The following is a 25,506-nucleotide window of genomic DNA, read 5'->3' as shown; positions in this document are numbered from 1 at the left end:
CATCCCTCGCCGCGGAGGTACCGCCCGGCCGCCAGCACCTCACTTCCAGCAGAGAAGGCCGATTCCCATGCAGAACGCACAGAAGACCTCCAGTATGCCCTTCGGCAAGTACCGTCCGTTCCAGGACCAGATCTCCGTGGAGCTCCCCGACCGCACCTGGCCGGACCGCGTCATCACGAAGGCGCCCCGCTGGTGTGCGGTCGACCTCCGCGACGGCAACCAGGCGCTCATCGATCCGATGAACCCCGAACGCAAGCACAAGATGTTCGATCTGCTGGTCCGCATGGGCTACAAGGAGATCGAGGTCGGTTTCCCCTCGGCGTCGCAGACGGACTTCGACTTCGTGCGCCAGCTCATCGAGGGCGACCGCATCCCCGACGACGTCACCATCCAGGTGCTGACGCAGTCCCGCGAGCACCTGATCGAACGCACCTACGCGTCCCTCGAGGGCGCCGACCGGGCGATCGTCCACCTCTACAACTCGACGTCGGTGCTGCAGCGCCGCGTGGTGTTCAACCAGGACCAGGACGGGATCATCGACATCGCCCTCCAGGGCGCCCGGCTGTGCCGCAAGTTCGAGGAGAACATGGGCGACACAGCCATCACCTACGAGTACTCCCCGGAATCCTTCACCGGGACCGAACTGGAGTTCGCGGCTCGCATCAGCAACGAGGTCTCGGCCGTGTTCGAGGCCTCCGCGGACCGGCAGATGATCCTGAACCTGCCCGCCACCGTGGAGATGGCCACACCGAACGTGTACGCCGACTCCATCGAGTGGATGAGCCGCAACCTCGCCGACCGCGACAGCATCATCCTGTCGCTGCACCCCCACAACGACCGCGGCACGGGCGTCGCCGCCGCCGAACTCGGCTACCTGGCCGGGGCGGACCGCATCGAGGGCTGCCTCTTCGGCAACGGTGAGCGGACCGGCAACGTGGACCTCGTGACCCTCGGCATGAACCTGTTCAGCCAGGGCATCGACCCGGAGATCGACTTCTCCGACATGGACGACATCCGCCGCACCGCCGAGTACTGCAACCAGCTCAGCGTGCCCGAGCGGTCGCCCTACGGAGGCGACCTCGTGTTCACCGCCTTCTCCGGCTCCCACCAGGACGCCATCAAGAAGGGCTTCGAGAGCATGGAGCGCGACGCCGCGGAGGCGGGCGTCGGAATCGACGACCTCTCCTGGGCCGTCCCCTACCTGCCGATCGACCCCAAGGACATCGGCCGCTCCTACGAGGCCGTCATCCGCGTCAACTCGCAGTCCGGCAAGGGCGGCGTGGCCTACCTGCTCAAGAACGAGCACAGCCTCGATCTGCCCCGCCGCGCGCAGATCGAGTTCTCCGGCGTCATCCAGCGCCGCACCGAGACCCAGGGCGGCGAGGTCAGCGGCGCCCAGCTGTGGTCGGTCTTCCAGGACGAGTACCTGCCCACCCGCACCGAGGGCGGCACGGAGGCCTGGGGCCACTACGAGCTCACGTCGGTCAACACCGACACGGCCGAGGACGGATCCTTCAAGCTCGTCGCCACGCTCCTCGTCGACGGCGTCCAGCAGCGCAGGTCCGCCCACGGCAGCGGCCCGATCGACGCGCTGCTGGCCATCCTCAGCCAGGACGGCGTGGACGTGCGCGTCCTCGACTACACCGAGCACGCGCTGTCCTCCGGCGGGAACGCCCGCGCGGCGGCCTACGTGGAGTGCGCGGTCGGCGAGCGCGTCCTGTGGGGTGCCGGCATCGACGCGAACACCACCATGGCGGCCCTGAAGGCCGTCGTCTCCGCCGTGAACCGGGCCATCCGCGACGCCGCCTGATCGCCTGCGGCGCACCCGCCACCTCCGCCCGCCACCCCTGCCGATGGCTTCGGCGGGGGTGGCAGGTGGGACAATAGGCAGGTGCCGTCCTCCTCAGCATCACGTACCTACCGCACCGAAGGTGTCGTGCTCCGCACCTACAAGCTCGGTGAGGCGGACCGCATCATCGTGCTGCTGACCCGCGACCAGGGCCAGGTCCGCGCGGTGGCCAAGGGCGTGCGGCGGACCAGCAGCAAGTTCGGTTCGCGCCTCGAACCGTTCATGTCCGTCGACCTCCTGCTCGCGCACGGACGCAACCTCGACGTCATCACCCAGGCGCAGACGAAGGGCGCCTACGGGCACGGCATCGCCTCCGACTACGGGCGCTACACGGCCGCGACGGCCATCGCCGAGACCGCCGAGCGCCTGACCGATATCGGTGAGGCCGGGGGAGCGCAGTACGCCCTCGTCGCCGGGGCGTTCTCGGCCCTCAGCCGCGACCTGCACCCGTCGGAGCTCATCCTCGACTCCTACCTGCTGCGGGCCCTCGCGACCGCGGGATGGGCTCCCAGCTTCACCGACTGCGCCCGGTGCGGCGCGCCCGGACCCCACTCCGCGTTCTCGGCGCCGCTCGGCGGGGCCGTCTGTCCGGTGTGCCGGCCGCCCGGGTCGGCGTCGCCGTCGCCCGCCACGATGGACCTGCTCGGAGCGCTCCTCACGGGGGACTGGACTCTCGCGGACGCGTCGGAGAGCGGAGCGCGCCGCGAGGCCGCCGGGCTCGTCGCGGCCTACCTGCAATGGCACCTCGAACGCGGGGTCGCCTCCCTCAAACATGTGGAGCGTGCATGAACAACCCCGGCACACCGTCCCGTCGCGCCTTGGCCGCACCCGAGCGGGGAGCAGGTGCCGTCCATCCCACGGCAATTCGTCCCCGAGCACGTGGCGATCGTCATGGACGGCAACGGCCGCTGGGCCAACGAGCGGGGACTGCCCCGCACGGACGGGCACAAGGCCGGCGAGGCCGCGCTCCTCGACGTCATGGCCGGCGCGATCGAGATCGGTGTCCGGCACGTCTCCGTGTACGCCTTCAGCACGGAGAACTGGAAGCGCTCACCTGAGGAGGTCCGCTTCCTCATGGGCTTCAACAAGGACGTGCTGCGCCGCCAGCGCGATCAGCTCGACGCCTGGGGTGTGAGGATCCGCTGGTCCGGGCGGCGTCCGAAGCTGTGGCAGTCGGTCATCCGCGAGCTGGAGGAGGCGGAGCGGCACACAGTGCACAACACGACGTGCACGCTCACCATGTGCGTCAACTACGGCGGGCGGGCCGAGATCGCCGATGCGGCCCGGGCCATCGCCGAGGACGTCGCCGCGGGGACACTGAAGGCCTCCTCGGTCAACGAGAAGACGATCCAGCGCTACCTGGATGAACCCGACCTGCCCGACGTCGACCTGTTCCTCCGCACGTCCGGTGAGCAGCGGCTGTCCAACTTCATGCTGTGGCAGTCGGCGTACGCGGAGATGGTGTTCATGAACACCCTCTGGCCCGACGTCGACCGCCGCACGCTCTGGCGTGCCATCGAGGAGTACGCGTCGCGCGACCGCCGCTACGGCGGAGCCGTGGACCGCACCGCGGACGCCCGCCGCTCCTCCTAGCCCTCCGTCGGTCTGGTGCTTCGACGGTCTGGTGCTTCGACCGTCCGGTCCTCCGACCGTCTAGTCCTCCGACCGTCCGGCCGGCTCCGCGTCCGCGACCGGCACGGCGGTCCGGGCCGGAGCGGCCCGGGGGAGTTCGCGGCGGTCGGCCGCCCGCACGGGGACGTACGCATCGAGCCACCACGCGGCGCTGTCGACGGCGAGTCTCCGCACCTCACCGCGGGACAGGAACACGTCGTGCAGTGCACCGGGGAGCCGGCGGATGGTCACCCTCGGGCCGAGTCCCGCCGCGCGGCGCACCATGGGTTCCACGTCGAGGACGCTGTCCGTCGCGAGCTTCGCGCTCTTCCACGCCAGGCCGAGGGTCGACGCCGCGGAGCACAGGACGAGGACCGGGGCGCTGACCGAGATCCCCCTCGCGAGGGTGGCGTGTGCGGCCAGGACGGCGGCGAGCCAGCCGACGGTCACCGGGAAGCCGGCCTCCGGGCGCCATGCCGGATCGACGTCCCACTCGCCCTCCCGCGTGTCGCTGATGCTGCGGAAGGACGCGCCGGGTTCGGGCAGCCGCAGGCGCAGCTTCGGCCGGCGGTGGGACAGCCGGGCCAGGATGCCGTGGGCCGCGCGCTTCACCAGCGCGGTGCCCGGGGTGTCGAGCCACGGGCTGCTGAGCACGAGGGCGGCGATCCGGCCCGGATTGCGTGCCGCCCAGAGCGTGGCGACGAGCCCGCCGGTGGAGTGCGCGATCAGGACGAGGTCGACGGCCGTCGGCACGCCGCGGCGGACGGCGATGCGGCGTTCGAGGGCGAGGATCGCGGCCTCGAGGTCCGCGTCGTAGTCCTCGAGCGAGGTCACGTAGCCCGGGGTCTGGCCGGGCAGCAGGCTCCTCCCGTACTTGTGCAGGTCGAGGGCGAAGAACGCCCAGCCGTGCAGGTGCAGGGTCCGGGCGAGCTCCTCGTGGAAGAAGTAGTCGCTGAAGCCGTGGACGTACAGCACCGCACGCGCGGTACCCGCCGGTTCGGCGGTGCCCCCGGCGCCGTCCGGCTCGTAGGCGACGAGCGTCGCGACGCGGGGTCCCTCGTCGTCGGGCTCGAGCGGCAGGGTCAGTGCGCGGAAGGATGGCCCGAGGATGTCCTCGGCCCAGGATTCGTCCATGCAGGACACTATCCTCCTTCCGCCGCCCCGAGTTGATGCTCCAGCACCCGTCATGGAACTCTTGACCCATGCGTTTCTACCCGACCTTCTTCCGGCTCGTCTTCTCCGGGATGGACGCCGAGAGGGCCCACAGGATCGGGTTCACCCTCATCCGCGCCGTCGACATGACACCCGTGGGCTGGGCCCTGCGCCGCTTCTGCGCACCCGACCCGGGCCTCGCCACCACCGCGTTCGGGGTCGAGTTCCCGTCGCCCTTCGGCCTCGCTGCCGGTTTCGACAAGGCCGGCAAGGGCGTGCTGTCGCTGACCGCGCTCGGCTTCGGCCATGTGGAGATCGGGACGATCACCGGCCAGGCGCAGCCCGGCAACCCGGCGCCCCGCCTGTTCCGCCTCGTGGAGGACAGGGCCGTCATCAACCGGATGGGCTTCAACAACGACGGTGCCGCCGCCGTCGCCCCCCGCCTGCAGTCGGCCCGGCACCGGCTGGCGCGCCGCTACGGGGAGCGCCGGCGGCCCGTGGTCGGTGTGAACATCGGCAAGACCAAGAAGGTCGACATCGCCGACGCCATCGCCGACTACCTCGTGAGCGCAGGTCAGCTCGCCCCCGTGGCGGACTACCTGGTGGTCAACGTGTCCTCACCGAACACGCCGGGGCTCCGGCTGCTGCAGAGCGTGGACTCCCTCCGGCCGCTGCTGGAAGCGGTGCGCAGCACGGCCGACGGCGCGGCGGGCCGGCACGTGCCGCTCCTCGTCAAGATCGCCCCCGACCTCACGGACCAGGACCTCGACGACGTCGGCGCCCTCGCCCTGGACCTCGGACTCGACGGCATCGTCGCCACGAACACCACCATCACCCGCGGGAATCTCACCACCGACCCCGCCACGGTGATGGCCAAGGGCGTGGGCGGCCTCAGCGGCGCGCCCCTGAAAGCCCGTTCGCTGGAGGTCCTCACGCGGCTGCGGGCCGCCGTGGGTGATGAGCTGGCCATCGTCTCCGTGGGCGGCGTCGAGACGCCCGACGACGTCGCCGAGCGGCTCGACGCCGGCGCCACGCTCGTGCAGGGCTACACGGCCTTCCTCTACGAGGGACCGTTCTGGGCGCGCCGCATCAATCGGGGGCTGGCACGCCGTCGCGCAGCCACCTGACGCGGTCCCTCGTGGAACGGAGAAGAGCCGGGCCCGTAGGCCCGGCTCTTCTTCCGTTCCCGTCCGCGGCGCGCCGCGGACGTCAGGAGCTCGTGGTCGCGATCAGGAGGGGTACTGTCCGCGCTTGACCTGCGGCTTCGGCAGGCGCAGGCGGCGAAGCTGCAGCGCCCGGGTCACCCCGTACCAGAGATCGCCCTGGTTGGGGCCGCCGAACTTCTCCGTCAGTTTCTTCTTCAGCTTGCGCCGCAGCAGGATGCAGTCGACGATCACCGCGACGATGAGGACCCAGAACGCCATGAGCACGGCGCTCTGCACCGCGAGGGACTGGAAGAAGCTGAGGATCACGAACACGAGGGCGGCGATCATGAGGAACTCGCCGATGTTCACGCGCGCGTCGACGAACTGCCGGATGAAGCGCCGGTTCGGGCCCTTGTCCCGGAGCGGCAGGTAGCGCTCGTCATCGGTGTCGAGGGCCTGGCGCATCCTGGCGCGGTCGTCCCGCACCGCCGACCGGTCCTTGTCCCGGGCGGCCTTGCGGTCGGTGGGCACGAGGGGTCGCTTGCGGGCGGCCTGCTGGACGCTGCGCTTGGGTGTCGGGGCACCCTTGCCCTGCACGCGCTGCGTCTCGTGGGTCGATGAAGCGCTGTCAACGACTTCCTGGGCAGAGGGGGCTTCCTTATTTCGTCCGAACACCCCTTCAGGATACCGGCTCGCCGGGTCCGCCCCGCCGGTCCGGTCCGGGCATTTCGCCCGCCCCCTGCCGCCCCGGTCCCGCGGTCGGGCTGTGTAGGGTTCTGGCATGACTTCCATGAGTACCCCCACCGAGCATCCGCACGAGCCCTCCGACGTCGTCGAGCAGCTGCGGGCGAGCGTCGACACGGCGTTCCCCCGGATCGTCGAGGAGCTCTCCGGCCTCGTCGCCATCCCGGGCATCGCCTGGGAGGCCTTCGACGCCGCCGAACTCGATCGCAGCGCAGAGGCCGTCGCCGCGCTGATCCGCGGCGCCGGCATCGACGACGTCCGCATCCTGCGCGTCGACAACGACGGCACGCCCGGCGGGCCCGCCGTCGTCGCCCGCCGTCCCGCGGTCGGCGACCGGCCGACCGTGCTCCTCTACGCGCATCACGACGTCCAGCCGCCCGGCGATCCCGCGCTGTGGGAGACCGAACCGTTCGTCGCCACGGAACGCGACGGCAGGCTCTACGGGCGGGGGGCAGCCGACGACAAGGCCGGCATCATGGCGCACGTCGGCGCCTTCCGGGCACTGTCCGACGTGCTCGGCGACGCGTTCGGGGTGGGCGTCACGCTGTTCATCGAGGGCGAGGAGGAGGCCGGCTCGCCCACTTTCCGCTCCTTCCTCGAGACCTACCGCGCCGACCTGGAGGCCGACGTCATCGTCGTCGCCGATTCGAGCAACTGGAAGGTCGGCGTGCCCGCGCTGACCACGAGCCTGCGAGGGCTCGTCGACGGCACCATCGAGGTGCAGGTCCTCGACCACGCGGTGCACTCCGGGATGTTCGGCGGGCCGGTCCTCGACGCCCCGACGCTGCTCGCCCGGCTCATCGCGACGCTGCACGACGACGCCGGCGACGTCGCCATCGCGGGCCTGCAGGGCGGGGACCACGCGACCGTGGACTACGCCGAACAGGACTACCGCGCGGACGCCTCGGTGCTCGACGGCGTCGACCTCGCAGGGACGGGCTCCATCGCCTCCAGGCTGTGGCACAAGCCCGCCCTGTCCATCATCGGCATGGACGTCCCGAGCGTCGCCCTGTCCTCGAACACCCTCCTCCCGCGCGCCCGCGCCAAGTTCAGCCTCCGCCTGGCGCCCGGGCAGGAACCGCAGGCGGCCATGGACGCCGTCCGGAGCCATGTCGAGAGCCACGCGCCGTTCGGCGCCCGCGTGACCTTCACGCCGGGGGAGACCGGCAGCCCCTTCCGTACCGATACCAGCGAGCCCGCGTCGCGCCTGGCGCTGGAGGCCCTCGAGGAGGCGTGGGGCGTGCCGGCCGTCGAGGCGGGGATGGGTGGTTCCATCCCCTTCATCGCCGACCTCACGGAGCTCTTCCCCTCCGCCCAGATCCTGATCACCGGCGTCGAGGACCCCGATTCGAGGGCCCACAGCGCGAACGAGTCCCTGCACCTCGACGAGTTCCGGAAAGCCGTCCTGGCCGAGGCGATCCTCCTCGCCCGGATCAACGACGGCGGGCTGCACCGCGACCAGGGGTGACACCCGGGCCGTGCCCGGCCGGGGGACGGAAATGTTTCGGGCCCCTCGGCCGTTAGATGGAGAGTGGGCCCGGCGTAGAATGGGACGACGCCGTGCGCGCCACCCCGCGGACGCACGAGCGGATCCGCCAGGATCCGAGCTAGGAGAGACACGATGAGCACACCGACCACCGAAGCAGCAGCCCTGCAGGAGTCCACCGAGCTTCCTGCCCACGAGGTCGACCTGTCCGATGTCGCAGCCGGCAAGGTGCGCAGCCTCCTCGAGCAGGAGGGCCGTACGGACCTCCGCCTGCGCGTGGCGGTACAGCCCGGCGGCTGCTCGGGCCTGATCTACCAGCTGTACTTCGACGAGCGGGTCCTGGACGGCGATGCCGTCCGCGACTTCGACGGCGTCGAGGTCATCGTGGACAAGATGAGCGTGCCCTACCTGTCCGGTGCGTCCATCGACTTCGAGGACACCATCTCGAAGCAGGGATTCACCATTGACAACCCGAACGCCGGCGGCTCCTGCGCCTGCGGGGACTCCTTCCACTAAGGCTGTCCACTAGCACGCGGCGAAGGCCCGGAACAACCCGAGAGGGTGTGTTCCGGGCCTTTCGCATGTCACCGGATCGCGGGTCTTCCGGGTAAGCTCTACAGTGAGTAGTAAAACTGGATGTGCACCCCGGGCAGCTTCATGGGCGGGTGGCAACGCACGTAGAAAAGGAAGGTCCGTCTGTGAGTTCGCAGGACCGAACCGGTAGCAAGCGCGTCAGGATCGCGAAGATCTCCAGCATCTCGCTGGCTGGCGCCCTCCTACTGACCGGCTGTTCGGCAGAAGCCCAAAAGGGCTGGCTTCCGGCAGACCGGGACAACACCAACCACACCGGGGCCATCACCGATCTGTGGGTCAACTCGTGGATCGCGGCCCTGGCCGTCGGCGTCATCACGTGGGGCCTGATCATCTGGTGCATGGTCGCGTACCGCCGCCGGAAGAACGACACCGGCTACCCGCGGCAGATGAGCTACAACCTGCCGCTCGAGATCTTCTACCTGACGATCCCGCTGTTCATGGTGCTCGTGTTCTTCTACTTCACCGAGCGCGACATCGCGACGATCGACGCCCGCGTGGAGGACCCCGACGTGATCGTGGACGTCCGCGGCAAGCAGTGGTCGTGGGACTTCAACTACGTCACCGAGGACAAGTACTCCACCGGTGTCCAGGGCAGCCTGAACGGCGAGGAAGGCGTCCCGGAGAACCTTCCGACCCTGTACCTGCCCGTGAACCGGTCGGTCGAGCTCCAGCTCAACGCCCGCGACGTGCAGCACTCGTTCTTCGTCCCGGCGTTCCTGCAGAAGCGCGACCTGTACCCCGGGCGCACCAACTACATCAACCTCACTCCTACCAAGGAGGGGACCTTCGCGGGCAAGTGCGCCGAGCTGTGCGGTCAGTACCACTCGGAGATGCTCTTCAACGTCAAGGTCGTCTCGCAGGCGGAATTCGATGCGCAGATGGACCGTCTGGAGGACGGTCAGCTCGGCGACGAGTACGACCGCGACTCCTACCCCGGAGATGATCCCGATACCGACCCAGCCAGGAGCAGCAGCTGATGTCCACCTTCGAATACACCCTTGAGGAAGCCGGCACCGTAGCCGCTCCCCGCGTGGTTCCGCGGTCCAAGGGACGCATCGTCGTCAACTGGATCACCTCGACGGACCACAAGACGATCGGGTTCATGTACCTGATCGCCTCGTTCGTCTTCTTCTGCTTCGCCGGTGTCATGGCGCTGATCATCCGCGCAGAACTGTTCGAGCCCGGGATGCAGATCCTGCAGACCAAGGAGCAGTACAACCAGCTGTTCACGATGCACGGCACCGTGATGCTCCTGATGTTCGCGACCCCGCTGTTCGCGGGCTTCACGAACTTCGTGATGCCGCTGCAGATCGGCGCACCCGACGTCGCGTTCCCGCGGCTGAACGCCCTGGCGTTCTGGTTCTTCCTATTCGGCAGCAGCATCGCCGTCTCGGGGTTCATCACCCCCCAGGGTGCCGCGTCGTTCGGCTGGTTCGCCTACGCACCGCTCTCGAGCACGACCTTCTCGCCGGGCGTCGGCGGTGACCTCTGGGTCTTCGGCCTCGCGCTCTCCGGCTTCGGCACGATCCTCGGCGCCGTCAACTTCATCACCACGATCATCTGCATGCGCGCACCGGGCATGACCATGTGGCGTATGCCCATCTTCACCTGGAACGCCCTGATCACCTCGATCCTCGTGCTGATGGCGTTCCCGCCGCTGGCCGCGGCCCTCTTCGCGCTCGGCGCGGACCGCCGCTTCGGTGCCCACATCTTCGACCCCGAGGCCGGCGGTGCCATCCTCTGGCAGCACCTGTTCTGGTTCTTCGGCCATCCCGAGGTGTACATCATCGCCCTGCCGTTCTTCGGCATCGTCTCGGAGATCTTCCCGGTCTTCAGCCGCAAGCCGATCTTCGGCTACAAGGGCCTGGTCTACGCGACGATCGCCATCGCGGCCCTGTCCGTGACCGTGTGGGCGCACCACATGTACGTCACCGGCGCCGTCCTGCTGCCGTTCTTCGCCTTCATGACCATGCTCATCGCGGTGCCCACCGGCGTGAAGTTCTTCAACTGGATCGGCACCCTCTGGCGAGGCTCGCTGACCTTCGAGACACCGATGCTGTGGAGCCTCGGCTTCCTCGTCACGTTCCTCTTCGGCGGACTCACCGGCATCATCCTGGCCTCGCCGCCGCTGGACTTCCACGTCTCCGACACCTACTTCGTGGTCGCGCACTTCCACTACGTGGTCTTCGGCACCGTGGTGTTCGCGATGTTCGCCGGGTTCTACTTCTGGTGGCCGAAGTTCACCGGCAAGATGCTGAACGAGCGGCTCGGGAAGATCCACTTCTGGATGCTGTTCCTCGGCTTCCACGCCACGTTCCTCATCCAGCACTGGCTCGGCGTCGAAGGCATGCCCCGCCGGTACGCGGACTACCTGCCCGAGGACGGCTACACGGCCATGAACCAGTTCTCCACGATCGGGTCCTTCGTCCTCGGCGCATCGCTGATCCCGTTCTTCTGGAACGTGTACATCACCTGGCGCACCGGCAAGAAGGTCGAGGTCGACGACCCGTGGGGCTTCGGTGCCTCCCTGGAGTGGGCGACCTCGTGCCCGCCGCCGCGCCACAAACTTCACGTCGCTGCCGCGCATCCGCTCGGAGCGCCCTGCGCTCGACCTGCACCACCCCGAGCTGCAGCAGACCCACACCCCCGATGAGAGCCCGGCCAGCTTCATGGGCTCGGCCGACCGGAAGGACGCCAACGCATGAGGATCGAGAAGAACCTGTTCCTTTTCGGTGTGCCGATCTTCGTGCCGGTCGCCTTCATCTACGGCTGGCTGACGGAATGGTCCGAGTGGGTCGGCCTGCTCGGGATCCTGCTCGTCGGTGGCCTCGCCGGCATGATCGGCTTCTACCTGGCCTTCACGGGCAAGCGCGTCGGTGCACGCCCCGAGGATCGCCTCGACGCCGAGATCCACGAGGGATCCGGCGAGCAGGGCCACTTCAGCCCGTGGAGCTGGTGGCCGCTGGTCCTCGGCCTCGCCGCCGCGACCGGTTTCCTCGGAATCGCCATCGGGTTCTGGATCCTGTACATCGGTCTCGGCCTGGCTGCGATCGCCCTCGTCGGCTGGGTCTTCGAATACAGCCGCGGGTACCACGCCCACTAGTACCGCTCGAAGCCCTGCGACAGGGAGCCCGCCACGTGCGGGCTCCCTGTCGTTTAACTAGAGTCGGTACAGCGACCCCGCACGGGGGACGCCGGCGGAGCGAGGAGACCGACACGTGGCAGTACTGCCCAGGCCTTTCGACGCGGACCGCCTCGACGACGCGTCCGGCACACCCAAGCACGTCCAGCTCCGGGAGAGCCTGCGCCGCTACATCCGGCAGTTCGGGGAGCCCGGGGCCGGCATCCCGTCCGAGCGGCAGCTGAGCGAGTACTTCGGCGTGGCACGCATGACCGTCCGGCAGGCCGTCGACGCGCTCGTCGCGGAGGAGGTACTGGAGCGGGTGGTGGGCCTGGGGACCTTCGTGGCGCGGGCCAAGGTGGACCTGCACATGAAGATGACGTCCTACACGGAGGAGATGATCCGCCGCGGGATGGTGCCCGACGCCCGGGTCCTCAGTTTCGAGCAGCAGGGAGCGAGCCCCCTGGTGGCGCGGGAGCTGCAGATCGAGATCGGCCAGCCGGTCGTCCGGTTCCGGCGTCAGCTCCTCGCCGACGGGGAGCCCATGAGCGTCGACGAGAACTTCCTTCCGGCGCACCGGGTGAAGGGCCTGCTCGACGGTCCTCCTCCCACCTCGCTCTACAACGTGCTCAGCGAGAAGTACGGCCTCGTCATGGAGTGGGGGGAGGACACCATCGAGGCGACGGCGGCGTCGCCGTCCATCGCCCGCCTGCTCAACGTGGAGATGAATGCCCCGCTGCTGAAGATCCAGCGGCATGCGTACGTGGCGCGGGCGATGATCGACTACTCCGTGTCCTACTACCGCGCCGATCGCTACAAGCTGTGGGTGCCCCTGCAACGCCCGGGCGTCCGCACGCCGCGTGCGTACAGCTCCAAGCGACTCGGGTGACGTGCCGGCCCCCGATACCGCGACCCGGCGCCGGGTGGTACCGAGGACGGGACGCGGGACCGCCGGCAGGGGAGGACCCCGCGGGTGTCAGGGTGTCGGGGGCCAGGGTGTCGGGGGTCAGGGTGTCAGGTCGGCGATGATGTTCGCGGCCGGCCCGGAGCGACTGTGACGGTAGCCGGTGCCGGCCCAGAGGTGCAGTGCCTGCAGGTCGTTGTGCGCGGCCGCGGCCGCCCGCAGGGGTGCGGTCATGTGGTGGATCTGCGGGTAGGCGTGATCATTGCGTTCGTGGTCGTCCATGAACCGGTTCCGCAGTCCGCGGGCGGGCCTGCCGGTGAAGGCGCGGGTCACCTTCGTTTCGGTGAAGACCGGGTCCTGCAGGGCTGAGCGGTGAGCCGGGGTCGTTCCGGCTTCGTCGGCCAGGAGAAGGGCGGTCCCGACCTGCACGGCTGCGGCGCCGGTGTCCAGGATCGCGCGGACCTGCGTCCGGGTGCTGATGCCACCGCCGGCGATCAGCGGACGGTCGGTGGTGTTCCTGATGGCGGTGACCAGGTCGGGGAGCGGCTCGGTGCCGGGCTCGGCGGCCGGATCGAACGTGGCGCGGTGGCCGCCGGCGTCGGGGCCCTGCACGATGAGGATCCGCGCGCCGCGTTCGGCGGCGGTGCGTGCCTCGTCCGTGGAGGTGACGGTGACGGCGGTGTGGATGCCGAGGGCGTTCAGCTCCTGCAGGACGTCGGCGTCCGGACAGTCGAAGGTGAACGACACCACGTCGGGTCCCAAGTCCCGGATCACGTCCAGCTTGGCGTGCCAGGCGTCGTCGTCCCAGCTGGGGGCACCGACCTCGACGCCGTACCGGTCGGCGTCGGGCTGCAGTTCCTGCCGGTAGGCCTCCAGCTCGTCCTCGTCGGCATGGTTGGCTGACACGACGAAGAGATTGACCCCGATGAGCCCCGAGGTGAGGGTCCTCGTGGTGGCGATCTGGTCTGCGAGCTGCTGCGGTGTCTTGTTCCCGCCGGCGAGGAATCCCAGGCCGCCGGCGTCGGTCACGGCGGCGGCGAGTGCCGGGGTGGAGGGTCCTCCGGCCATCGGTGCCCCGATGATCGGTCGGCGCAGCGCGAAGGGCAGGGGAACCGGATCGGGCAGGACCGCGGAGGGATCCGTCACGAGCCGGCACTCGGGGGCGTGCGGCGCGTGAAGACGAGGTGCACGACGCCGGACGGGGAAGGGGTCGCTTCGATGGCGAAGCGCTCCTCGAGTCCTTCGAGGCTGTCCCAGAGCCGTTCGCCCCGGCCGAGGACGATCGGCACGAGGACGATGTGCAGGTGGTCGATCAGATCGGCCTCGAGGAACTGCCGGACCGTCGCGACGCCGCCGCCGATGCGGATGTCGCCGTCACCGGCCAGGGCGCGCGCCTGCTCGAGCGCAGCGGCCGGATCGGCGTCGACGAAATGGAAGGCTGTGCCGCCGTCCATGGAGAGGACCGGCCGGGGGTGGTGGGTCAGGACGACCACGGGGGTGTGGAAGACCGGGTCCTCACCCCACCAGCCCCGCCACGCCTCGTCCTCCCAGGGGCCGCGCTGGGGGCCGAACTTGTTGCGTCCCATGATCTCCGCGCCGATCCCGGGACCCCACGCGCTGGCGAACGCCTCGTCCACGCCGCGGGACCCCTCCGACTCCCCGTGGATGCCCATGGCGCGGAACGTGCTCGTCTCGAACGCCCATTCCATGAGCCGGGAGCCGGCATGACCGAAGGGGGCGTCCAGGGCCTGGCCGTCACCGGCACCGAAGCCGTCGAGGGAGATCGAGAAGTTGTGCACGCGGACGAGGGACATGGCATCTCCTGGGCTTGTCGTTGGCGATCACTCTAGGGTGACCGGACCGGTGGCTCAAGACAGGAGCCGTCAACCGGCCGCCACGAGGAGAGCGAACGCACCTCCGATGAGGGCCCCGACGGCGTAGCCGGCCGCCACCTGGCCCGGGGTGTGGGCGAGGAGCCGGACGCGCGACCAGCCGACGGCCGCGGGGACCAGCACGAGGGGGGACGCCCACGCACCGAACAGCGCGAGCATGCCGACGACGGCGAACACGGCGACCGCGGAATGCGCCGAGAGCTTCCACCAGAGGTTCACGACCAGGACCGCGAGCACCCCTGCGACGGTGCACACCACAGCCCCGACCACCGCGGCCGGCGCGTCGAGGCGGAGGAGCAGTGCGAGGCCGATGCCGATCGACACGAGGGTCCCGGCGAGCACGGGCAACCGCTGGCGGCGATCGCTGATGTGGTGGTCGACGAGATACCCGCGGCGCACGAGGGCGATGACGCCGACGAGGGGCAGGGCCGCGGTGAAACCGACGGCCACGGCCGCGAGGAGCACGCTCTCCGGCCAGGCAGCGGAGTGCAGGGCCGCGAGCACCAGGAACAGGGACAGGAGGACGGCGGGGGCGAAGACCTCGCTGACCGCGACCGCGAGCCGGTCCGACATCGACCGTCCCTGTGCGGTCGGAAGAGCACTCATCCCACATTCCTTCTCTGATCGCCGCGGAGATGACGGAGGGCCCGGACGCTGGCGTCCGGGCCCTCCGATCGGGTGTTCAGGTGCTAGTGGCTCGCGATGGACTCGCGGTCCTTCGCGCCGGCGACTTCGTCGTGGTGGTCTCCATGGGAGGCCGCCAGTTCCTTCGGCGTCACGGGGGCCACGCGGTCTTCGAAGAAGAAGCGGGACAGGCGACCGTGGGCCTTGTCGAGGAGCGAGACCTTGCCGTCGGCGTCCGGCGCCGGGACCATGACCTCGGGCGACTCGAACGCGACGAGCTTGTAGCGCTTGTAGTCGTCCACCGGCTCGTGGACCTCGATGAACTCACCGTGCGGCAGGCGTACGATGCGTCCGGTCTCGCGGCCGTGCAGGGCGATCTCGCGGTCCTTGCGCTGCAGGGCGAGGGCGATGCGCCGAGCGACCATGAAGGCGAGGACGGGGCCGAAGAACACCAGGAAGCGCAGCCAGTAGGTCACATCGTTCAGCGACACGAGGAAGTGCGTGGCGATGAGGTCCGAGCTCGCAGCGGCCCAGAGGACGCAGTAGAACACGACACCTGCGACGCCGACGGCCGTGCGGGTCGGAGCGTTGCGCGGGCGGTTGAGCAGGTGGTGCTCCCGCTTGTCCTTCGTGACCCAGGCCTCGATCCACGGCCAGGCGAACATGAGGGTGAAGACGATGATCGCGGGGACGAGCGCCGGGATCAGGACGTTCAGGGAGAGCGCGTTGACGCCCCACGGGAACGGGATCATGAACTCGAAATCGAAGTCCCCGATGGTGCCGGGCATCAGGCGCAGGGCGCCGTCCACCCATCCGATGTACCAGTCGGGCTGGGTTCCCGCGGACACGGGGGAGGGATCGTAGGGGCCGTAGTTCCAGATCGGGTTGATGGTGAACGCTGCGGCGATCGCGGCGAGGACACCGAACACGATGAAGAAGAAGCCGCCGGCCTTCGCTGCGTAGACGGGTCCCACGGGGTAGCCGACGACGTTCGTGTTCGTCCGGCCCGGGCCGGGGAACTGCGAGTGCTTGTGGAGCACGACCATGAAGAGGTGGATGCCGATCAGGAGCAGGATCACGGCGGGGATCAGGAGGATGTGCAGCACGTACAGGCGACCGATGATCATGGTACCCGGGAACTCGCCGCCGAAGAGGAAGAAGCTCAGGTACGTACCGACTACCGGGATGGCCTTCATGACGCCGTCGATGATGCGCAGGCCGTTACCGGAGAGCAGGTCATCGGGGAGCGAGTAGCCGGTGAAGCCGGCGGCCAGGCTCAGGATGAGCAGCACGCAACCGACGACCCAGTTGAACTCGCGCGGCCGGCGGAACGCGCCGGTGAAGAAGACCCGGAGCATGTGCACCGCCACGGAGGCGACGAACAGCAGTGCCGCCCAGTGGTGGATCTGGCGCATGAACAGGCCGCCGCGGACATCGAAGGAGATGTCCAGCGATGACCCGTAGGCCACTGACATCTCGACGCCGCGGAGGGGCAGGTAGCTGCCCTCGTAGTGCGTCTCGGCCATCGACGGGTCGTAGAAGAAGGTGAGGAACGTGCCGGAGATGAGCAGGATGACGAAGGTGTACAGCGCCACCTCACCGAACATGAACGTCCAGTGGTCGGGGAAGATCTTCCGGCCGAACTCCTTGACGATCCCCGAGCCGCCGACGCGGGAGTCGACGTAGTCGGTGACCTTGCCCACGCGCGTCTTCGGCACGTAGGTAGGCGTCGCAGTTGAGCTGCTCATGTCAGCCTCGCTCCCAGAAACTAGGTCCTACGGGTTCTTGGAAATCGCTTGACGCGACGAGGTAGCCCTCGTCGTCGACTTCGATGGGTAGCTGTGGCAGCGGCCGTGCAGCCGGTCCGAAGATGACCTTGCATTCCTGCTCGAGGTCGAAGGTGGACTGGTGGCAGGGGCACAGCAGGTGGTGTGTCTGCTGTTCGTAGAGTGCTACCGGGCAGCCGACGTGCGTGCAGATCTTGGAATACGCAACAATTCCGTCGTAGCCCCAGTTCTCCCGTCCGGGAGAGGGGTTGAGCTCCTCGGGGTCCAGGCGCATCAGCAGGACGACTGCCTTCGCCTTTTCCTCGAGCTTGTTCTCGACCTCGTTGAGGCCTTCGGGGATGACGTGGAACGCCGAACCGATCGTGACGTCGGAGGCGAGGATGGGGGTGCCGCTCGGATCGCGGGTCAGGCGGACGCCCGTGTCCCACATGGTCTGCTTCAGCGCGTTGCCGGGGAGCGGACCGAGGTCGCGGAAGATGGCGATCGCCGGCAGGGGAGCGAGGATCGCCGCTCCGAGGAGCGTGTTGCGGATCAGCGGCCGGCGCTTGATGCCCGACTCGTCGAGGATGTCGTTGACGATCTTCTCGGCGTCCTGGCGGTCCTGCTCCGGGCGGATCTCGTGGCGGCTCTCCGTCACCTCGTGATCGGGCATGAGCGTCTTGGCCCAGTGCACGATCCCGACGCCGATGCCGAGCATCGCGAAGGCGGTGCCGAGGCCGAGCATGAGGTTCTGGAGGCGTAGCCGCTCCACCGTCTGGTCCAGCGGGATGAAGAAGTAGCCGACGAAGAAGAGCAGGGTGCCGAGGACCGAGATGAAGAACAGCAGGGCGACCTGCCGCTCCGCACGCTTCTCGGCGCGGCGGTCCCGGTCCGCCAGGCGCGGCCGGTGCGGGGGGAGGCCCGGGTTCTCGAACTGGTCCAGCTCGCGGCCCGGCGTGGTGACGGTAACCGAGGTCCCGGGAGCGCCGTGACTAGAGTCGGCCATGATCCCTCTCATCCTTCTTCAGGTACTGCATTCGAAAGTCTGTCTTGAATTCGTTCACGATGCGCGTGCGGATGGTCAGGAGGACCGCGACGTGAGCCACACGGTGAAGGCGATGATGACGCCCAGGCCGGCGACCCAGATGAAGAGTCCCTCGGAGACCGGGCCGAGCGAGCCGAGGTCGGCTCCACCCGGGGAGCCCTGCTCCTCGATGGTCTTGAGGAACGCGATGATGTCCTGCTTGTCCTCGGGGGCGATGTTCGCGTCGTTGAAGACGGGCATGTTCTGCGGGCCCGTGACCATGGCCTCGTAGATGTGCTTCTCGGAGGTGCCGTCGATCGACGGGGCGAACTTGCCCCGGGTCAGGGCGCCACCGGCGGCAGCGGCGTTGTGGCACATCGCGCAGTTCACGCGGAAGAGCTCGCCGCCCTTCGAGGGATCACCCTCGGAGGCATCGGTGATCTCCTCGGAGGGGATCGACGGGCCGGCGCCGAGCGAGGACACGTAGGCCGCGAGCTGGCTGATCTGCTCCTCGGTGAACTGGACGGGCTTGGCCTGCGCCTGGGGGCCGTCCATCTGCATCGGCATGCGCCCGGTGCCCACCTGGAAGTCGACCGAGGCCGCGCCGACACCGACGAGCGACGGTGCCGCGTCGGATCCGGTGGCGCCCATGCCGTGGCAGGAGGCGCAGTTCGCCGAGAACAGCTTGCCGCCCTCCTCGACGTCGTTCGCCGTGAACGTGGTGGTCTGTGCCTGCGCTTCGTTGGCGGTGCTGGCGGCGGCGTACAGCCCGCCGGTGACGAGGAGCGCCATCAGGAGCAGCGCGAACGCTGCAAGGGGATGACGCCGCCTCTGGGAGAGTGCCTTCACGGAGTGGTTCCTGCCTTTTGTGGTGCCAGAGCTGCTGGAGTTCTTCATTGAATTCTACCTCTAGTAGAAGAGTTTACGTGAGGCAGTTACTGGAGGAAGTAGATGATGATGAACAGGCCGATCCAGACGACGTCGACGAAGTGCCAGTAGTAGGACGTGACGATCGCCGAGGTGGCTTCGAAGTGGCCGAACTGGCGGGCGATGAACGCGCGGCCGATGATGAAGAGGAAGGCGACGAGGCCGCCCATGACGTGGATCCCGTGGAAGCCGGTGGTCATGTAGAAGGCCGACCCGAAGGGGTTGGAGGACAGCGAGACGCCCTCGGCCACGAGGTGTGCGTACTCGTAGGCCTGCACCGAGACGAAGATCGCCCCCAGGAGGAAGGTCAGGAGGAACCACTCGACCATGCCCCAGCGGCTGAAGGCGAACACTCCGCCGGTCCTGCGCGGCTGGAGGCGCTCCGCGGCGAAGACGCCGAACTGGCAGCTGAAGGAGCTCGACACGAGGATGATCGTGTTAACGAGGGCGAACGGCACGTTCAGCTTCTCGGTCTCCATGGCCCACAGCTCGCTGGAGGTGGACCGCAGGGTGAAGTACATGGCAAAGAGGCCGGCGAAGAACATCAGCTCGCTGGACAGCCACACCACGGTTCCTACGGAGACCATGTTGGGGCGGTTGAGTGCGGGATGCGGGGCGGCGCTGGGGGCTTGGGTCGCAGATGTCACAGAGTCATTATGTCCCCAAGAACATCACGATCACCAACGCGAAATGGGCCTCCCGGGCGCCGCCCGAGACCGTGGGGAGCCCCAACGCCCGGATTTCCGCGGAAGTTCCCCGTGATGACTTTCTACAATTCGTAGATAATCTGGGACGGTGAGCCTGACAACGACCCCTGCAGGGGTGCAACCGACCTGGCCGTCCATCTTCTCGTCCCTCCTGTCAAGGACGGATCTGACGACGGCGCAGAGCCGCTGGGCGATGGACACGATCATGGCGGGTGAGGCGAGCCACGCCCAGATCGCGGGCTTCCTGATCGCCCTGCGCGCCAAGGGCGAGTCGGTCGACGAACTGGTCGGGCTCGTCGAGGCGATGCTGGGACGCGCGCACCGCATCGCTGTCGAAGGACCGACCCTGGACATCGTCGGGACCGGCGGTGACGGCCTGAACACACTGAACATCTCGACCATGGCGTCGCTCGTGGCGGTCGGGGCCGGGGCGAGGGTCGTCAAGCACGGGAACCGGGGGGCGTCGTCGGCGTCCGGGGCGGCCGACGTCATCGAGGAGCTGGGCGTCCGGCTCGACCTCGCGCCGTCCGACGTCGCGAGGACGGCCGAGCGGGCGGGGATCACGTTCTGCTTCGCGCAGGTCTTCCACCCCTCGATGAAGCACGTGGCCGTCCCACGGCGTGAGCTCGGCGTGCCGACGGCGTTCAACTTCCTCGGGCCGCTAAGCAATCCGGCCGGGGTCACGGCCCAGGCGCTCGGCTGCGCCGACGCGAGGATGGCTCCCCTGATGGCCGGCGTGCTCGCGGCCCGCGGCATCCGGGCCCTCGTCTTCCGCGGCGACGACGGCCGCGACAAGCTCACCACCAGCGGGTCCTCGACGGTGTGGGAGGTCCGCGACGGTCGGGTGCAGGCGCATCAGGTGCACCCGGGGGACTTCGGCCTCGACGCCGTGCCGGTCGACGCGCTCCGCGGCACCGACGCGACCGGCAACGCGGGCGTGGTGCGTGCAGTACTGGCCGGCCACACGGGTCCGGTACGCGACGCCGTCGTCCTGAATGCCGCCGCCGGCCTCGTGGCGCTCGACGACACCGCCGACGGGGACCTCGTCGACCGGATCCGGGCGGCGATGGACCGCGCCCGCGCCTCCATCGACTCCGGGGCGGCGGCGGACGTGCTCGAGCGGTGGATCGAGGCCACCCGGTCCTGCTGACCGGCGGAAGGTCCTCGGCGTGCCGGCGATGGCGGGCCCGCGGACCCGCCGCGATCCGTCAGCTGTCGAAGCCCAGGGAGAACGCGGCGTCGAGGTCGTGCTGCGAGTAGGACCGGAAGGCGATCTGCGTCGTCGTGGACCGTATGCCCTCGATCTTGGACAGGCGGTCGGCGATGACGTCCGCGAGGTCCTCGTGACGGCTCACGCGTGCGATGGCGATGAGATCCCATTCGCCGGTCACCGAGTAGACCTCGCTGATGCCCTCGATCTCGGAGATGGCCTGCGCACTCTCGGGGATGCGCGCGGCATCGGTCTGGATGAGGACGAATGCGGTGATCATGGCGTGCCTTTCGGGTAGGGACCTCGGTCCTACGCTACCCGTCGGCGCCGGTCGATAGCGCGTGCCACGGCCCGCGGTGCCAGCAGGAACACGCCGAGGACGAGCAGCGTGACCACCTGGAAGCTGAAGGCCACCCCCGCACCGGAGAGGGCACGCAGGGCGAGTCCGCCGACGACGGTCCCGAGCCACAGGACGACCGCGGTGGGCACCAGGGAGCCCGGTGTGCGCCACGCCCGTGCCACGAGCGCCGTGAGCGCGTAGGCGAGGAGGAACGGCCAGGCCGTCTCGAGGATGCCCGCCGCCGTGACCCCGTGCTCATGGGTACGGCGACCGGACGCGGCGAAGGCCAGGACGAGGAGGACATCGGCGAGGTGCCAGACGAGCGGGGTGCGCCGCGTGTCCCCCCGGGTCGGCCGTGCGTGCGGGCGGACGGGAGTGCGGCGGACCATGAGGTCAGCCTACTGCCCGTCGGTGGCGGGGGCGTGGATGACATCGGGGCCACGGTCTGCCCGACAGCGCGCGGACGTGGCGTAGGCCTCCGGCGTCGCCGACGCCCGGTCGTAGCCGACCCTGTGCGCCGACCCTGCGCGCCACCCTTCTGCGCCGAGCCGATCGCGAGAGCTGCGGCGGGCGCCGGTCCGTCGGCATACCCGGACACAGCCGGGCACGACCGGACACAGCCGGCGCACAGCACCACGAAAGCCGCGCCACACGTTCACCGGTGACAGTGGTGCAGGGTCGATGAAGGCCCAGTCCACTGCAAGCGGCCGCGGAGAGCGGCAGATCGAGGAGACACAATGATTCAGCGGAGGAAGATGGCACTGGGCATCGGTGCGGCAGCCCTGGTGGCCGGGACGAGCCTCGGGATCACGGGCATGGCCAATGCCGCGACGACGGCGACACCCGAGCCGTCCGCGAGCGCCTCGGCCGCCCCCGACGCCGAGGGCCGGGGCGGCGGGGGCGGCCGGCACGGCGGCGGATTCGACGCCGCCGCCCTCGCGGAGAAGCTGGGGGTCGAGGAGGCGGCGGTCCAGGATGCGCTGCAGTCCTCCCGGGAGGACACCGGAGGCCGGCCGGACCGCAACGCCCTGCAGTCGGCGCTCGCGGCCTCCCTCGCGGAAGCGCTCGGGCTCGACGAGGCGACCGTGCAGACCGCGCTCGACGACCTGGAGGCGGAGCGCCGGGCGGAACGCTCCGCCGATCTGCAGGAGAGGCTCGACGCGGCGGTCGCGGACGGCTCCCTCACGCAGGACGAGGCCGACGGCGCGGCGAAGGCCGTGGAGCTCGGCATCCTCGGCGGGCACCGCTGAGGCGGTCCGGCCCCTGCCGGCCCACGGCTGACCGGCGCACGGCTGACCCGGGCCCGCTCCTGATCGGGCCCGTCAGGGCCTGACGGCGCCCTCGAGGCGCGGGGATGGTTCCGTCGCGGGCAGCCGCCGTCGCGGAACCATCCTGTCCTCGATCCTCCTGCGGGCATTCCTCGGCACGGGTACGCTCGTCGCAATCGGGACGTGACCCGAGTAGGCAGAGCAGTCCTTCCAGTTTCGAGGAGCAGCCATGACCACCCTCCAGAACCGCCCGAACACCGCACTCCTGGTCATCGACGTGCAGAACGGCGTCGTCTCCGGCGCCCATGCGAGGGACACCGTGGTCGCCACCATCAACGGTCTCGTCGACAGGGCCCGTACCGCCTCCGCGCCCGTGGTGTGGGTGCAGCACGCCGACGCGGACCTGGAGGCGGGAAGCGAACCGTGGCAGATCGTGCCGGAGCTGGAGCCCCTCGCGTCGGAGGCCGTCGTGCACAAGACGTACGGGGACTCGTTCGAGGGAACCGATCTCGAGGAGGTCCTCGCGGCCGCCGGCGTAGGCAGGCTCGTGGTCTCGGGTGCCCAGACGGATGCGTGCATCCGCTCCACCATCCACGGGGCATTCGCCCGGGGGTACGACGTGACGCTCGTCGGCGACGCGCACACCACCGAGGACCTCAGCGCCTACGGGGCCCCGACGCCCGACCAGGTCATCGGCCACACCAACATGTACTGGCAGTACCAGACGGCGCCCGGGCGGACGGCCGGCGTGGTGGCTGCCGGCGAGGTCGCCTTCAGCGCCTAGCGGGTCCTCGACCCGGTCCGGGCGCGGCATCCGTCCGGGTGGGTACTTCCCGTCGCCGGGCGTCACGACCGCGACGGGAACCGCATCGTGACGCCCGGAGCGCGCCCGGGAGTGCAATCGCGCGCCACCGTCCTGTACAGGAGGCAGGGGCACCACAGACTGGCCCTACGAGGACGCGCGTCCGGTGCGTCCCGAGCGGCTCCAGAGGGGGATCCGGGCATGGGTCCACGACGTGCGTCCACCGGCGAGGAGCCCCGGGTGCGTGCCGCTACCGGCGGCGCCGCCCTCCGCGCTCGCCGATCCGTTCCCGCGCCGCCCCTTCCCGGGAGCCAGTCCGCCGGTGCGGTATGGCGCTCGATCGCTCGGGAATTCGGACTCCTTCCCGGTTCTGCCGTCGATGCCCTCCTCGGCCCTGCGAGTCCGCCGGCCGGGTGCCTCGCCGCCGAGCGGAGGATCCTCGGCGTCGGGACGCGCGCAGGCCGGGTGCTCTACCCGGGCTTCCAGTTCGACGCCGCAGCACACCGCGTCCGGCCGCTCATCGCCGAGGTGGCGCTGATCGGACGGACCTCCGGCTGCCGGGACCGCCGGATCCTCGCGTGGTTCTGCATCCCCTCCGAGCGGCTGGGCGACGAGCGCCCCGTGGACCATCTCGCGGATCCGTGTACCGTCGTCGCGGTGGCGGAGATCGACTTCCGCTGGAGCCGGCGGTCGGACCCGCCCGACCGCGCGGACGACTGACCGCGGGAGCGGACGGGACGACCGGCCGTGGCAGATCCCGCGGCGGCGCGCGGCGGCCGCCCGGGGCCGGCTACTGCAGGGAGGACGTGAGCCGCGCCAGGTTGTCCATCACCTTGTGGCCGGCGGGCCGCTTCAGCCACTCCTCGAGGAGGAGCCGGTCGCTGTTGCGGCGGTACCCGTCCTCGATCGCGTCGAGCTCCGACACCAGGTGCGGGTCCCTGATGAGCACGGAGACCTCCAGGTTCAGGGCGAAGGAGCGGATATCCATGTTGCTTGAGCCGACCACGGCGACGTCGTCGTCGATGCTGAAGTGCTTGCTGTGCAGGACGTGCGGTGCACGGTAGAGCCATACCGTCACGCCCGCCCTCAGGAGGGCCTCGTAGTAGGACCGCTGTGCGTGGTGCACGAGGGGCTGGTCGCCGATGGCGGAGACGAACAGATCGACGCGTACCCCGCGGGCGGCGGCGGTGACGATGGCCAGCATCAGGGACTCGTCCGGCACGAAGTAGGGGCTCGTGATGCTGACGCGCCGGGTCGCGTTCTGGATCATGTGGACGTACAGCTTGAGATTGTTCGCGTTCTCGAACGTGGGGCCGCTCGGCACGATCTGGACGTCCGCTGTCGCATCCCCCCACCCGCCCTCCGCGCCGAGGAGCAGTCCGCCGGGTGCTGCGGGTGCGGTCGCGCCGAGCATGGCGCCGGCGGTGGTGCCCGCGGGTGCCGGGACGAGGACCTCACCGGTCTCGCTGTACCAGTCGCTCGCGAAGACGGCCGCGAGCTCGTCGACCGCCGGTCCCTCGAGCGCCACCATGAGTTCCTTCCAGCGCAGCCCGCGCGCCACGTTCCGCTTCTTCAGGTAGCTGGCGTCGATGACGTTCTGGGAGCCCGTGAAGGCCACGTCCCCGTCGACGATGAGCAGTTTGCGGTGGTTGCGCATGTCCGGGCGCTGCCACTGGCGGCGCAGCGGGCGCAGGGGCAGCATGGGGTGCCACTGCGCTCCCATGGCCGTCAGCGCCGCCTGCGTGGGCCGGTGCCGCGGGAGCAGGAGTCCGGCGACGTGGTCGAAGAGCACACGGACGACGACCCCGCGTGCTGTGGCCCGGGCCAGCGCCTCGAACAGCGGTTCGGTGGCGTGGTCCAGCACGAGGATGTAGAACTCGACGTGGATCGTCGTCCGGGCCGCGTCGATCCGGTGCACCATGCGCCGGAGGCTGTCGTCGTAGTCGCCGAGGAGCACGCCCCGGTTCCCGGCGGTCATCGGCAGCGCGCCGAGGCGCGTGTTGAGCGCGACGGCGGACGCGAGCCACGGCGGCCACTCGTCACGGCGTTCGACGGCGGCGAGGGCCTGCGGCCGCTCCAGCGCCCTCTCGTTGAACCGGCGCTGCGCCTCACGCCGGGCGCGGGGCAGCCGCCCGACGCCCACGAGCAGGAAGGCCAGCGCACCCAGGAGGGGGATGAACACGATGGTCAGGACCCAGGCGATCGCCGCCGACGGCTGCCGGTTCGCGGAGACGTAGACGGTCGCGATGAAGCCGAGGACCACGTGGGAGATCCCCAGGACCGTCGCGACGATGGCGGGATCGGTCATGGTCCACCCGCCGGTGGCAGCGGCGGGTGGGC

The 25,506-nt window shown here is 69.6% G+C and carries 25 protein-coding genes and 1 pseudogene; 14 read left to right on the top strand and 12 right to left on the bottom strand.

The window, feature by feature from the left end:
* The first annotated feature begins 67 nt into the window (after window positions 1–67).
* The 3 genes from leuA to QFZ50_RS06935 all read left to right on the top strand — a co-directional run bounded on the left by leuA (window position 68) and on the right by QFZ50_RS06935 (window position 3,442).
* Window positions 68–1,810: a 2-isopropylmalate synthase gene (gene leuA / locus QFZ50_RS06945; protein WP_307083014.1), complete on the top strand. Its 1,743-nt coding sequence runs from the start codon at window positions 68–70 to the stop codon at window positions 1,808–1,810.
* An 81-nt stretch (window positions 1,811–1,891) separates the two neighbouring features.
* Entirely contained in the window at window positions 1,892–2,638 is a 747-nt protein-coding gene (gene recO, locus QFZ50_RS06940) for a DNA repair protein RecO (protein WP_307083013.1), read from the top strand.
* Window positions 2,639–2,692: 54 nt separating this feature from the next.
* On the top strand, window positions 2,693–3,442 hold the full coding sequence (locus tag QFZ50_RS06935) for an isoprenyl transferase (RefSeq protein ID WP_307083012.1): 750 nt from the start codon (window positions 2,693–2,695) through the stop codon (window positions 3,440–3,442).
* Between the two features lie 60 nt (window positions 3,443–3,502).
* On the opposite strand, the gene QFZ50_RS06930 is transcribed toward QFZ50_RS06935, so the two are convergent.
* Entirely contained in the window at window positions 3,503–4,594 is a 1,092-nt protein-coding gene (locus QFZ50_RS06930; protein ID WP_307083011.1) for an alpha/beta hydrolase, read from the bottom strand.
* 68 nt (window positions 4,595–4,662) lie between these two features.
* On the opposite strand from QFZ50_RS06930, the gene QFZ50_RS06925 reads away from it, so the two are divergent.
* Window positions 4,663–5,739: a quinone-dependent dihydroorotate dehydrogenase gene (locus tag QFZ50_RS06925; RefSeq protein ID WP_307083010.1), complete on the top strand. Its 1,077-nt coding sequence runs from the start codon at window positions 4,663–4,665 to the stop codon at window positions 5,737–5,739.
* 102 nt (window positions 5,740–5,841) lie between these two features.
* Here QFZ50_RS06925 and QFZ50_RS06920 read toward each other — a convergent pair whose 3' ends face one another.
* A complete protein-coding gene (locus QFZ50_RS06920) occupies window positions 5,842–6,432 on the bottom strand; it encodes a DUF3043 domain-containing protein (RefSeq protein WP_307083009.1) in 591 nt (196 codons plus the stop codon).
* A gap of 115 nt (window positions 6,433–6,547) precedes the next feature.
* On the opposite strand from QFZ50_RS06920, the gene QFZ50_RS06915 reads away from it, so the two are divergent.
* The 6 genes and pseudogenes from QFZ50_RS06915 to QFZ50_RS06890 all read left to right on the top strand — a co-directional run bounded on the left by QFZ50_RS06915 (window position 6,548) and on the right by QFZ50_RS06890 (window position 12,591).
* Window positions 6,548–7,969 carry a dipeptidase gene (locus QFZ50_RS06915; protein ID WP_373462306.1) on the top strand — a complete coding sequence of 474 codons (1,422 nt, stop codon included), beginning with the start codon at window positions 6,548–6,550 and terminating at the stop codon, window positions 7,967–7,969.
* A 153-nt stretch (window positions 7,970–8,122) separates the two neighbouring features.
* On the top strand, window positions 8,123–8,503 hold the full coding sequence (locus QFZ50_RS06910) for a HesB/IscA family protein (protein ID WP_307083007.1): 381 nt from the start codon (window positions 8,123–8,125) through the stop codon (window positions 8,501–8,503).
* A 182-nt stretch (window positions 8,504–8,685) separates the two neighbouring features.
* Entirely contained in the window at window positions 8,686–9,558 is an 873-nt protein-coding gene (ctaC, locus tag QFZ50_RS06905) for an aa3-type cytochrome oxidase subunit II (protein ID WP_307083006.1), read from the top strand.
* Window positions 9,558–11,286 (top strand): annotated as a pseudogene (gene ctaD, locus QFZ50_RS06900) (aa3-type cytochrome oxidase subunit I). The gene ctaC and the pseudogene ctaD overlap by 1 nt, the downstream one beginning before the upstream one ends.
* Window positions 11,283–11,684, top strand: coding sequence for a cytochrome c oxidase subunit 4 (locus tag QFZ50_RS06895; RefSeq protein WP_307083005.1), 402 nt, complete (start codon window positions 11,283–11,285; stop codon window positions 11,682–11,684). The pseudogene ctaD and the gene QFZ50_RS06895 overlap by 4 nt, the downstream one beginning before the upstream one ends.
* A 124-nt stretch (window positions 11,685–11,808) precedes the next feature.
* Entirely contained in the window at window positions 11,809–12,591 is a 783-nt protein-coding gene (locus QFZ50_RS06890) for a GntR family transcriptional regulator (protein ID WP_307086700.1), read from the top strand.
* A 117-nt stretch (window positions 12,592–12,708) separates the two neighbouring features.
* Here QFZ50_RS06890 and QFZ50_RS06885 read toward each other — a convergent pair whose 3' ends face one another.
* The 7 genes from QFZ50_RS06885 to ctaE all read right to left on the bottom strand — a co-directional run bounded on the left by QFZ50_RS06885 (window position 12,709) and on the right by ctaE (window position 19,486).
* The gene (locus QFZ50_RS06885) at window positions 12,709–13,752 is read right to left on the bottom strand and encodes a nitronate monooxygenase (RefSeq protein ID WP_307083004.1); all 1,044 of its coding nucleotides are present in this window, start codon (window positions 13,750–13,752) and stop codon (window positions 12,709–12,711) included.
* Window positions 13,749–14,420, bottom strand: coding sequence for a dihydrofolate reductase family protein (locus QFZ50_RS06880; RefSeq protein ID WP_307083003.1), 672 nt, complete (start codon window positions 14,418–14,420; stop codon window positions 13,749–13,751). The genes QFZ50_RS06885 and QFZ50_RS06880 overlap by 4 nt, the downstream gene beginning before the upstream one ends.
* A 69-nt stretch (window positions 14,421–14,489) precedes the next feature.
* A complete protein-coding gene (locus QFZ50_RS06875; RefSeq protein WP_307083002.1) occupies window positions 14,490–15,104 on the bottom strand; it encodes a phosphatidic acid phosphatase in 615 nt (204 codons plus the stop codon).
* An 83-nt stretch (window positions 15,105–15,187) separates the two neighbouring features.
* On the bottom strand, window positions 15,188–16,870 hold the full coding sequence (gene qcrB / locus QFZ50_RS06870; protein WP_307083001.1) for a cytochrome bc1 complex cytochrome b subunit: 1,683 nt from the start codon (window positions 16,868–16,870) through the stop codon (window positions 15,188–15,190).
* Window position 16,871: 1 nt separating this feature from the next.
* Window positions 16,872–17,894 carry a cytochrome bc1 complex Rieske iron-sulfur subunit gene (gene qcrA / locus QFZ50_RS06865; protein ID WP_307083000.1) on the bottom strand — a complete coding sequence of 341 codons (1,023 nt, stop codon included), beginning with the start codon at window positions 17,892–17,894 and terminating at the stop codon, window positions 16,872–16,874.
* 75 nt (window positions 17,895–17,969) lie between these two features.
* The gene (gene qcrC, locus QFZ50_RS06860; protein ID WP_307082999.1) at window positions 17,970–18,761 is read right to left on the bottom strand and encodes a cytochrome bc1 complex diheme cytochrome c subunit; all 792 of its coding nucleotides are present in this window, start codon (window positions 18,759–18,761) and stop codon (window positions 17,970–17,972) included.
* 86 nt (window positions 18,762–18,847) lie between these two features.
* The gene (ctaE, locus tag QFZ50_RS06855; RefSeq protein ID WP_307082998.1) at window positions 18,848–19,486 is read right to left on the bottom strand and encodes an aa3-type cytochrome oxidase subunit III; all 639 of its coding nucleotides are present in this window, start codon (window positions 19,484–19,486) and stop codon (window positions 18,848–18,850) included.
* Between the two features lie 154 nt (window positions 19,487–19,640).
* Here ctaE and trpD point away from each other — a divergent pair, with 154 nt between their 5' ends.
* Window positions 19,641–20,696, top strand: coding sequence for an anthranilate phosphoribosyltransferase (gene trpD, locus QFZ50_RS06850; protein ID WP_373462305.1), 1,056 nt, complete (start codon window positions 19,641–19,643; stop codon window positions 20,694–20,696).
* A gap of 58 nt (window positions 20,697–20,754) precedes the next feature.
* Here trpD and QFZ50_RS06845 read toward each other — a convergent pair whose 3' ends face one another.
* Complete coding sequence (locus tag QFZ50_RS06845) at window positions 20,755–21,036, bottom strand: Lrp/AsnC family transcriptional regulator (protein ID WP_307082996.1); 282 nt, start codon at window positions 21,034–21,036, stop codon at window positions 20,755–20,757.
* Between the two features lie 29 nt (window positions 21,037–21,065).
* Window positions 21,066–21,485, bottom strand: a complete 420-nt coding sequence (locus QFZ50_RS06840) for a DUF3054 domain-containing protein (protein WP_307082995.1) — start codon at window positions 21,483–21,485, stop codon at window positions 21,066–21,068.
* A 348-nt stretch (window positions 21,486–21,833) separates the two neighbouring features.
* On the opposite strand from QFZ50_RS06840, the gene QFZ50_RS06835 reads away from it, so the two are divergent.
* From QFZ50_RS06835 to QFZ50_RS06825, 3 genes are all read left to right on the top strand, one after another.
* On the top strand, window positions 21,834–22,346 hold the full coding sequence (locus tag QFZ50_RS06835) for a hypothetical protein (RefSeq protein WP_307082994.1): 513 nt from the start codon (window positions 21,834–21,836) through the stop codon (window positions 22,344–22,346).
* A gap of 247 nt (window positions 22,347–22,593) precedes the next feature.
* Window positions 22,594–23,148 carry a cysteine hydrolase family protein gene (locus tag QFZ50_RS06830; RefSeq protein WP_307082993.1) on the top strand — a complete coding sequence of 185 codons (555 nt, stop codon included), beginning with the start codon at window positions 22,594–22,596 and terminating at the stop codon, window positions 23,146–23,148.
* Window positions 23,149–23,367: 219 nt separating this feature from the next.
* Window positions 23,368–23,886, top strand: coding sequence for a hypothetical protein (locus tag QFZ50_RS06825; protein WP_307082992.1), 519 nt, complete (start codon window positions 23,368–23,370; stop codon window positions 23,884–23,886).
* A 70-nt stretch (window positions 23,887–23,956) separates the two neighbouring features.
* On the opposite strand, the gene QFZ50_RS06820 is transcribed toward QFZ50_RS06825, so the two are convergent.
* Complete coding sequence (locus QFZ50_RS06820; RefSeq protein ID WP_307082991.1) at window positions 23,957–25,474, bottom strand: phospholipase D-like domain-containing protein; 1,518 nt, start codon at window positions 25,472–25,474, stop codon at window positions 23,957–23,959.
* Window positions 25,475–25,506: the final 32 nt, after the last annotated feature.

This window comes from Arthrobacter agilis (assembly GCF_030816075.1).
Taxonomy (GTDB): Bacteria; Actinomycetota; Actinomycetes; order Actinomycetales; family Micrococcaceae; genus Arthrobacter_D; species Arthrobacter_D agilis_E.
The sequence above is the reverse complement of the archived record's forward strand: the minus strand, read 5'-3'. Positions and strand labels throughout refer to the sequence as shown.

Coding starts and splice junctions, on each gene's coding strand:
- leuA (WP_307083014.1), top strand. CDS start 68: ATGCAGAACGCACAGAAGACCTCCAGTATGCCCTTCGGCAAGTACCGT.
- QFZ50_RS06930 (WP_307083011.1), bottom strand. CDS start 4,594: ATGGACGAATCCTGGGCCGAGGACATCCTCGGGCCATCCTTCCGCGCA.
- QFZ50_RS06925 (WP_307083010.1), top strand. CDS start 4,663: ATGCGTTTCTACCCGACCTTCTTCCGGCTCGTCTTCTCCGGGATGGAC.
- QFZ50_RS06915 (WP_373462306.1), top strand. CDS start 6,548: ATGAGTACCCCCACCGAGCATCCGCACGAGCCCTCCGACGTCGTCGAG.
- QFZ50_RS06910 (WP_307083007.1), top strand. CDS start 8,123: ATGAGCACACCGACCACCGAAGCAGCAGCCCTGCAGGAGTCCACCGAG.
- QFZ50_RS06895 (WP_307083005.1), top strand. CDS start 11,283: ATGAGGATCGAGAAGAACCTGTTCCTTTTCGGTGTGCCGATCTTCGTG.
- QFZ50_RS06880 (WP_307083003.1), bottom strand. CDS start 14,420: ATGTCCCTCGTCCGCGTGCACAACTTCTCGATCTCCCTCGACGGCTTC.
- QFZ50_RS06875 (WP_307083002.1), bottom strand. CDS start 15,104: ATGAGTGCTCTTCCGACCGCACAGGGACGGTCGATGTCGGACCGGCTC.
- qcrB (WP_307083001.1), bottom strand. CDS start 16,870: ATGAGCAGCTCAACTGCGACGCCTACCTACGTGCCGAAGACGCGCGTG.
- qcrA (WP_307083000.1), bottom strand. CDS start 17,894: ATGGCCGACTCTAGTCACGGCGCTCCCGGGACCTCGGTTACCGTCACC.
- QFZ50_RS06845 (WP_307082996.1), bottom strand. CDS start 21,036: ATGATCACCGCATTCGTCCTCATCCAGACCGATGCCGCGCGCATCCCC.
- QFZ50_RS06840 (WP_307082995.1), bottom strand. CDS start 21,485: ATGGTCCGCCGCACTCCCGTCCGCCCGCACGCACGGCCGACCCGGGGG.
- QFZ50_RS06835 (WP_307082994.1), top strand. CDS start 21,834: ATGATTCAGCGGAGGAAGATGGCACTGGGCATCGGTGCGGCAGCCCTG.
- QFZ50_RS06830 (WP_307082993.1), top strand. CDS start 22,594: ATGACCACCCTCCAGAACCGCCCGAACACCGCACTCCTGGTCATCGAC.
- QFZ50_RS06825 (WP_307082992.1), top strand. CDS start 23,368: ATGGGTCCACGACGTGCGTCCACCGGCGAGGAGCCCCGGGTGCGTGCC.
- QFZ50_RS06820 (WP_307082991.1), bottom strand. CDS start 25,474: ATGACCGATCCCGCCATCGTCGCGACGGTCCTGGGGATCTCCCACGTG.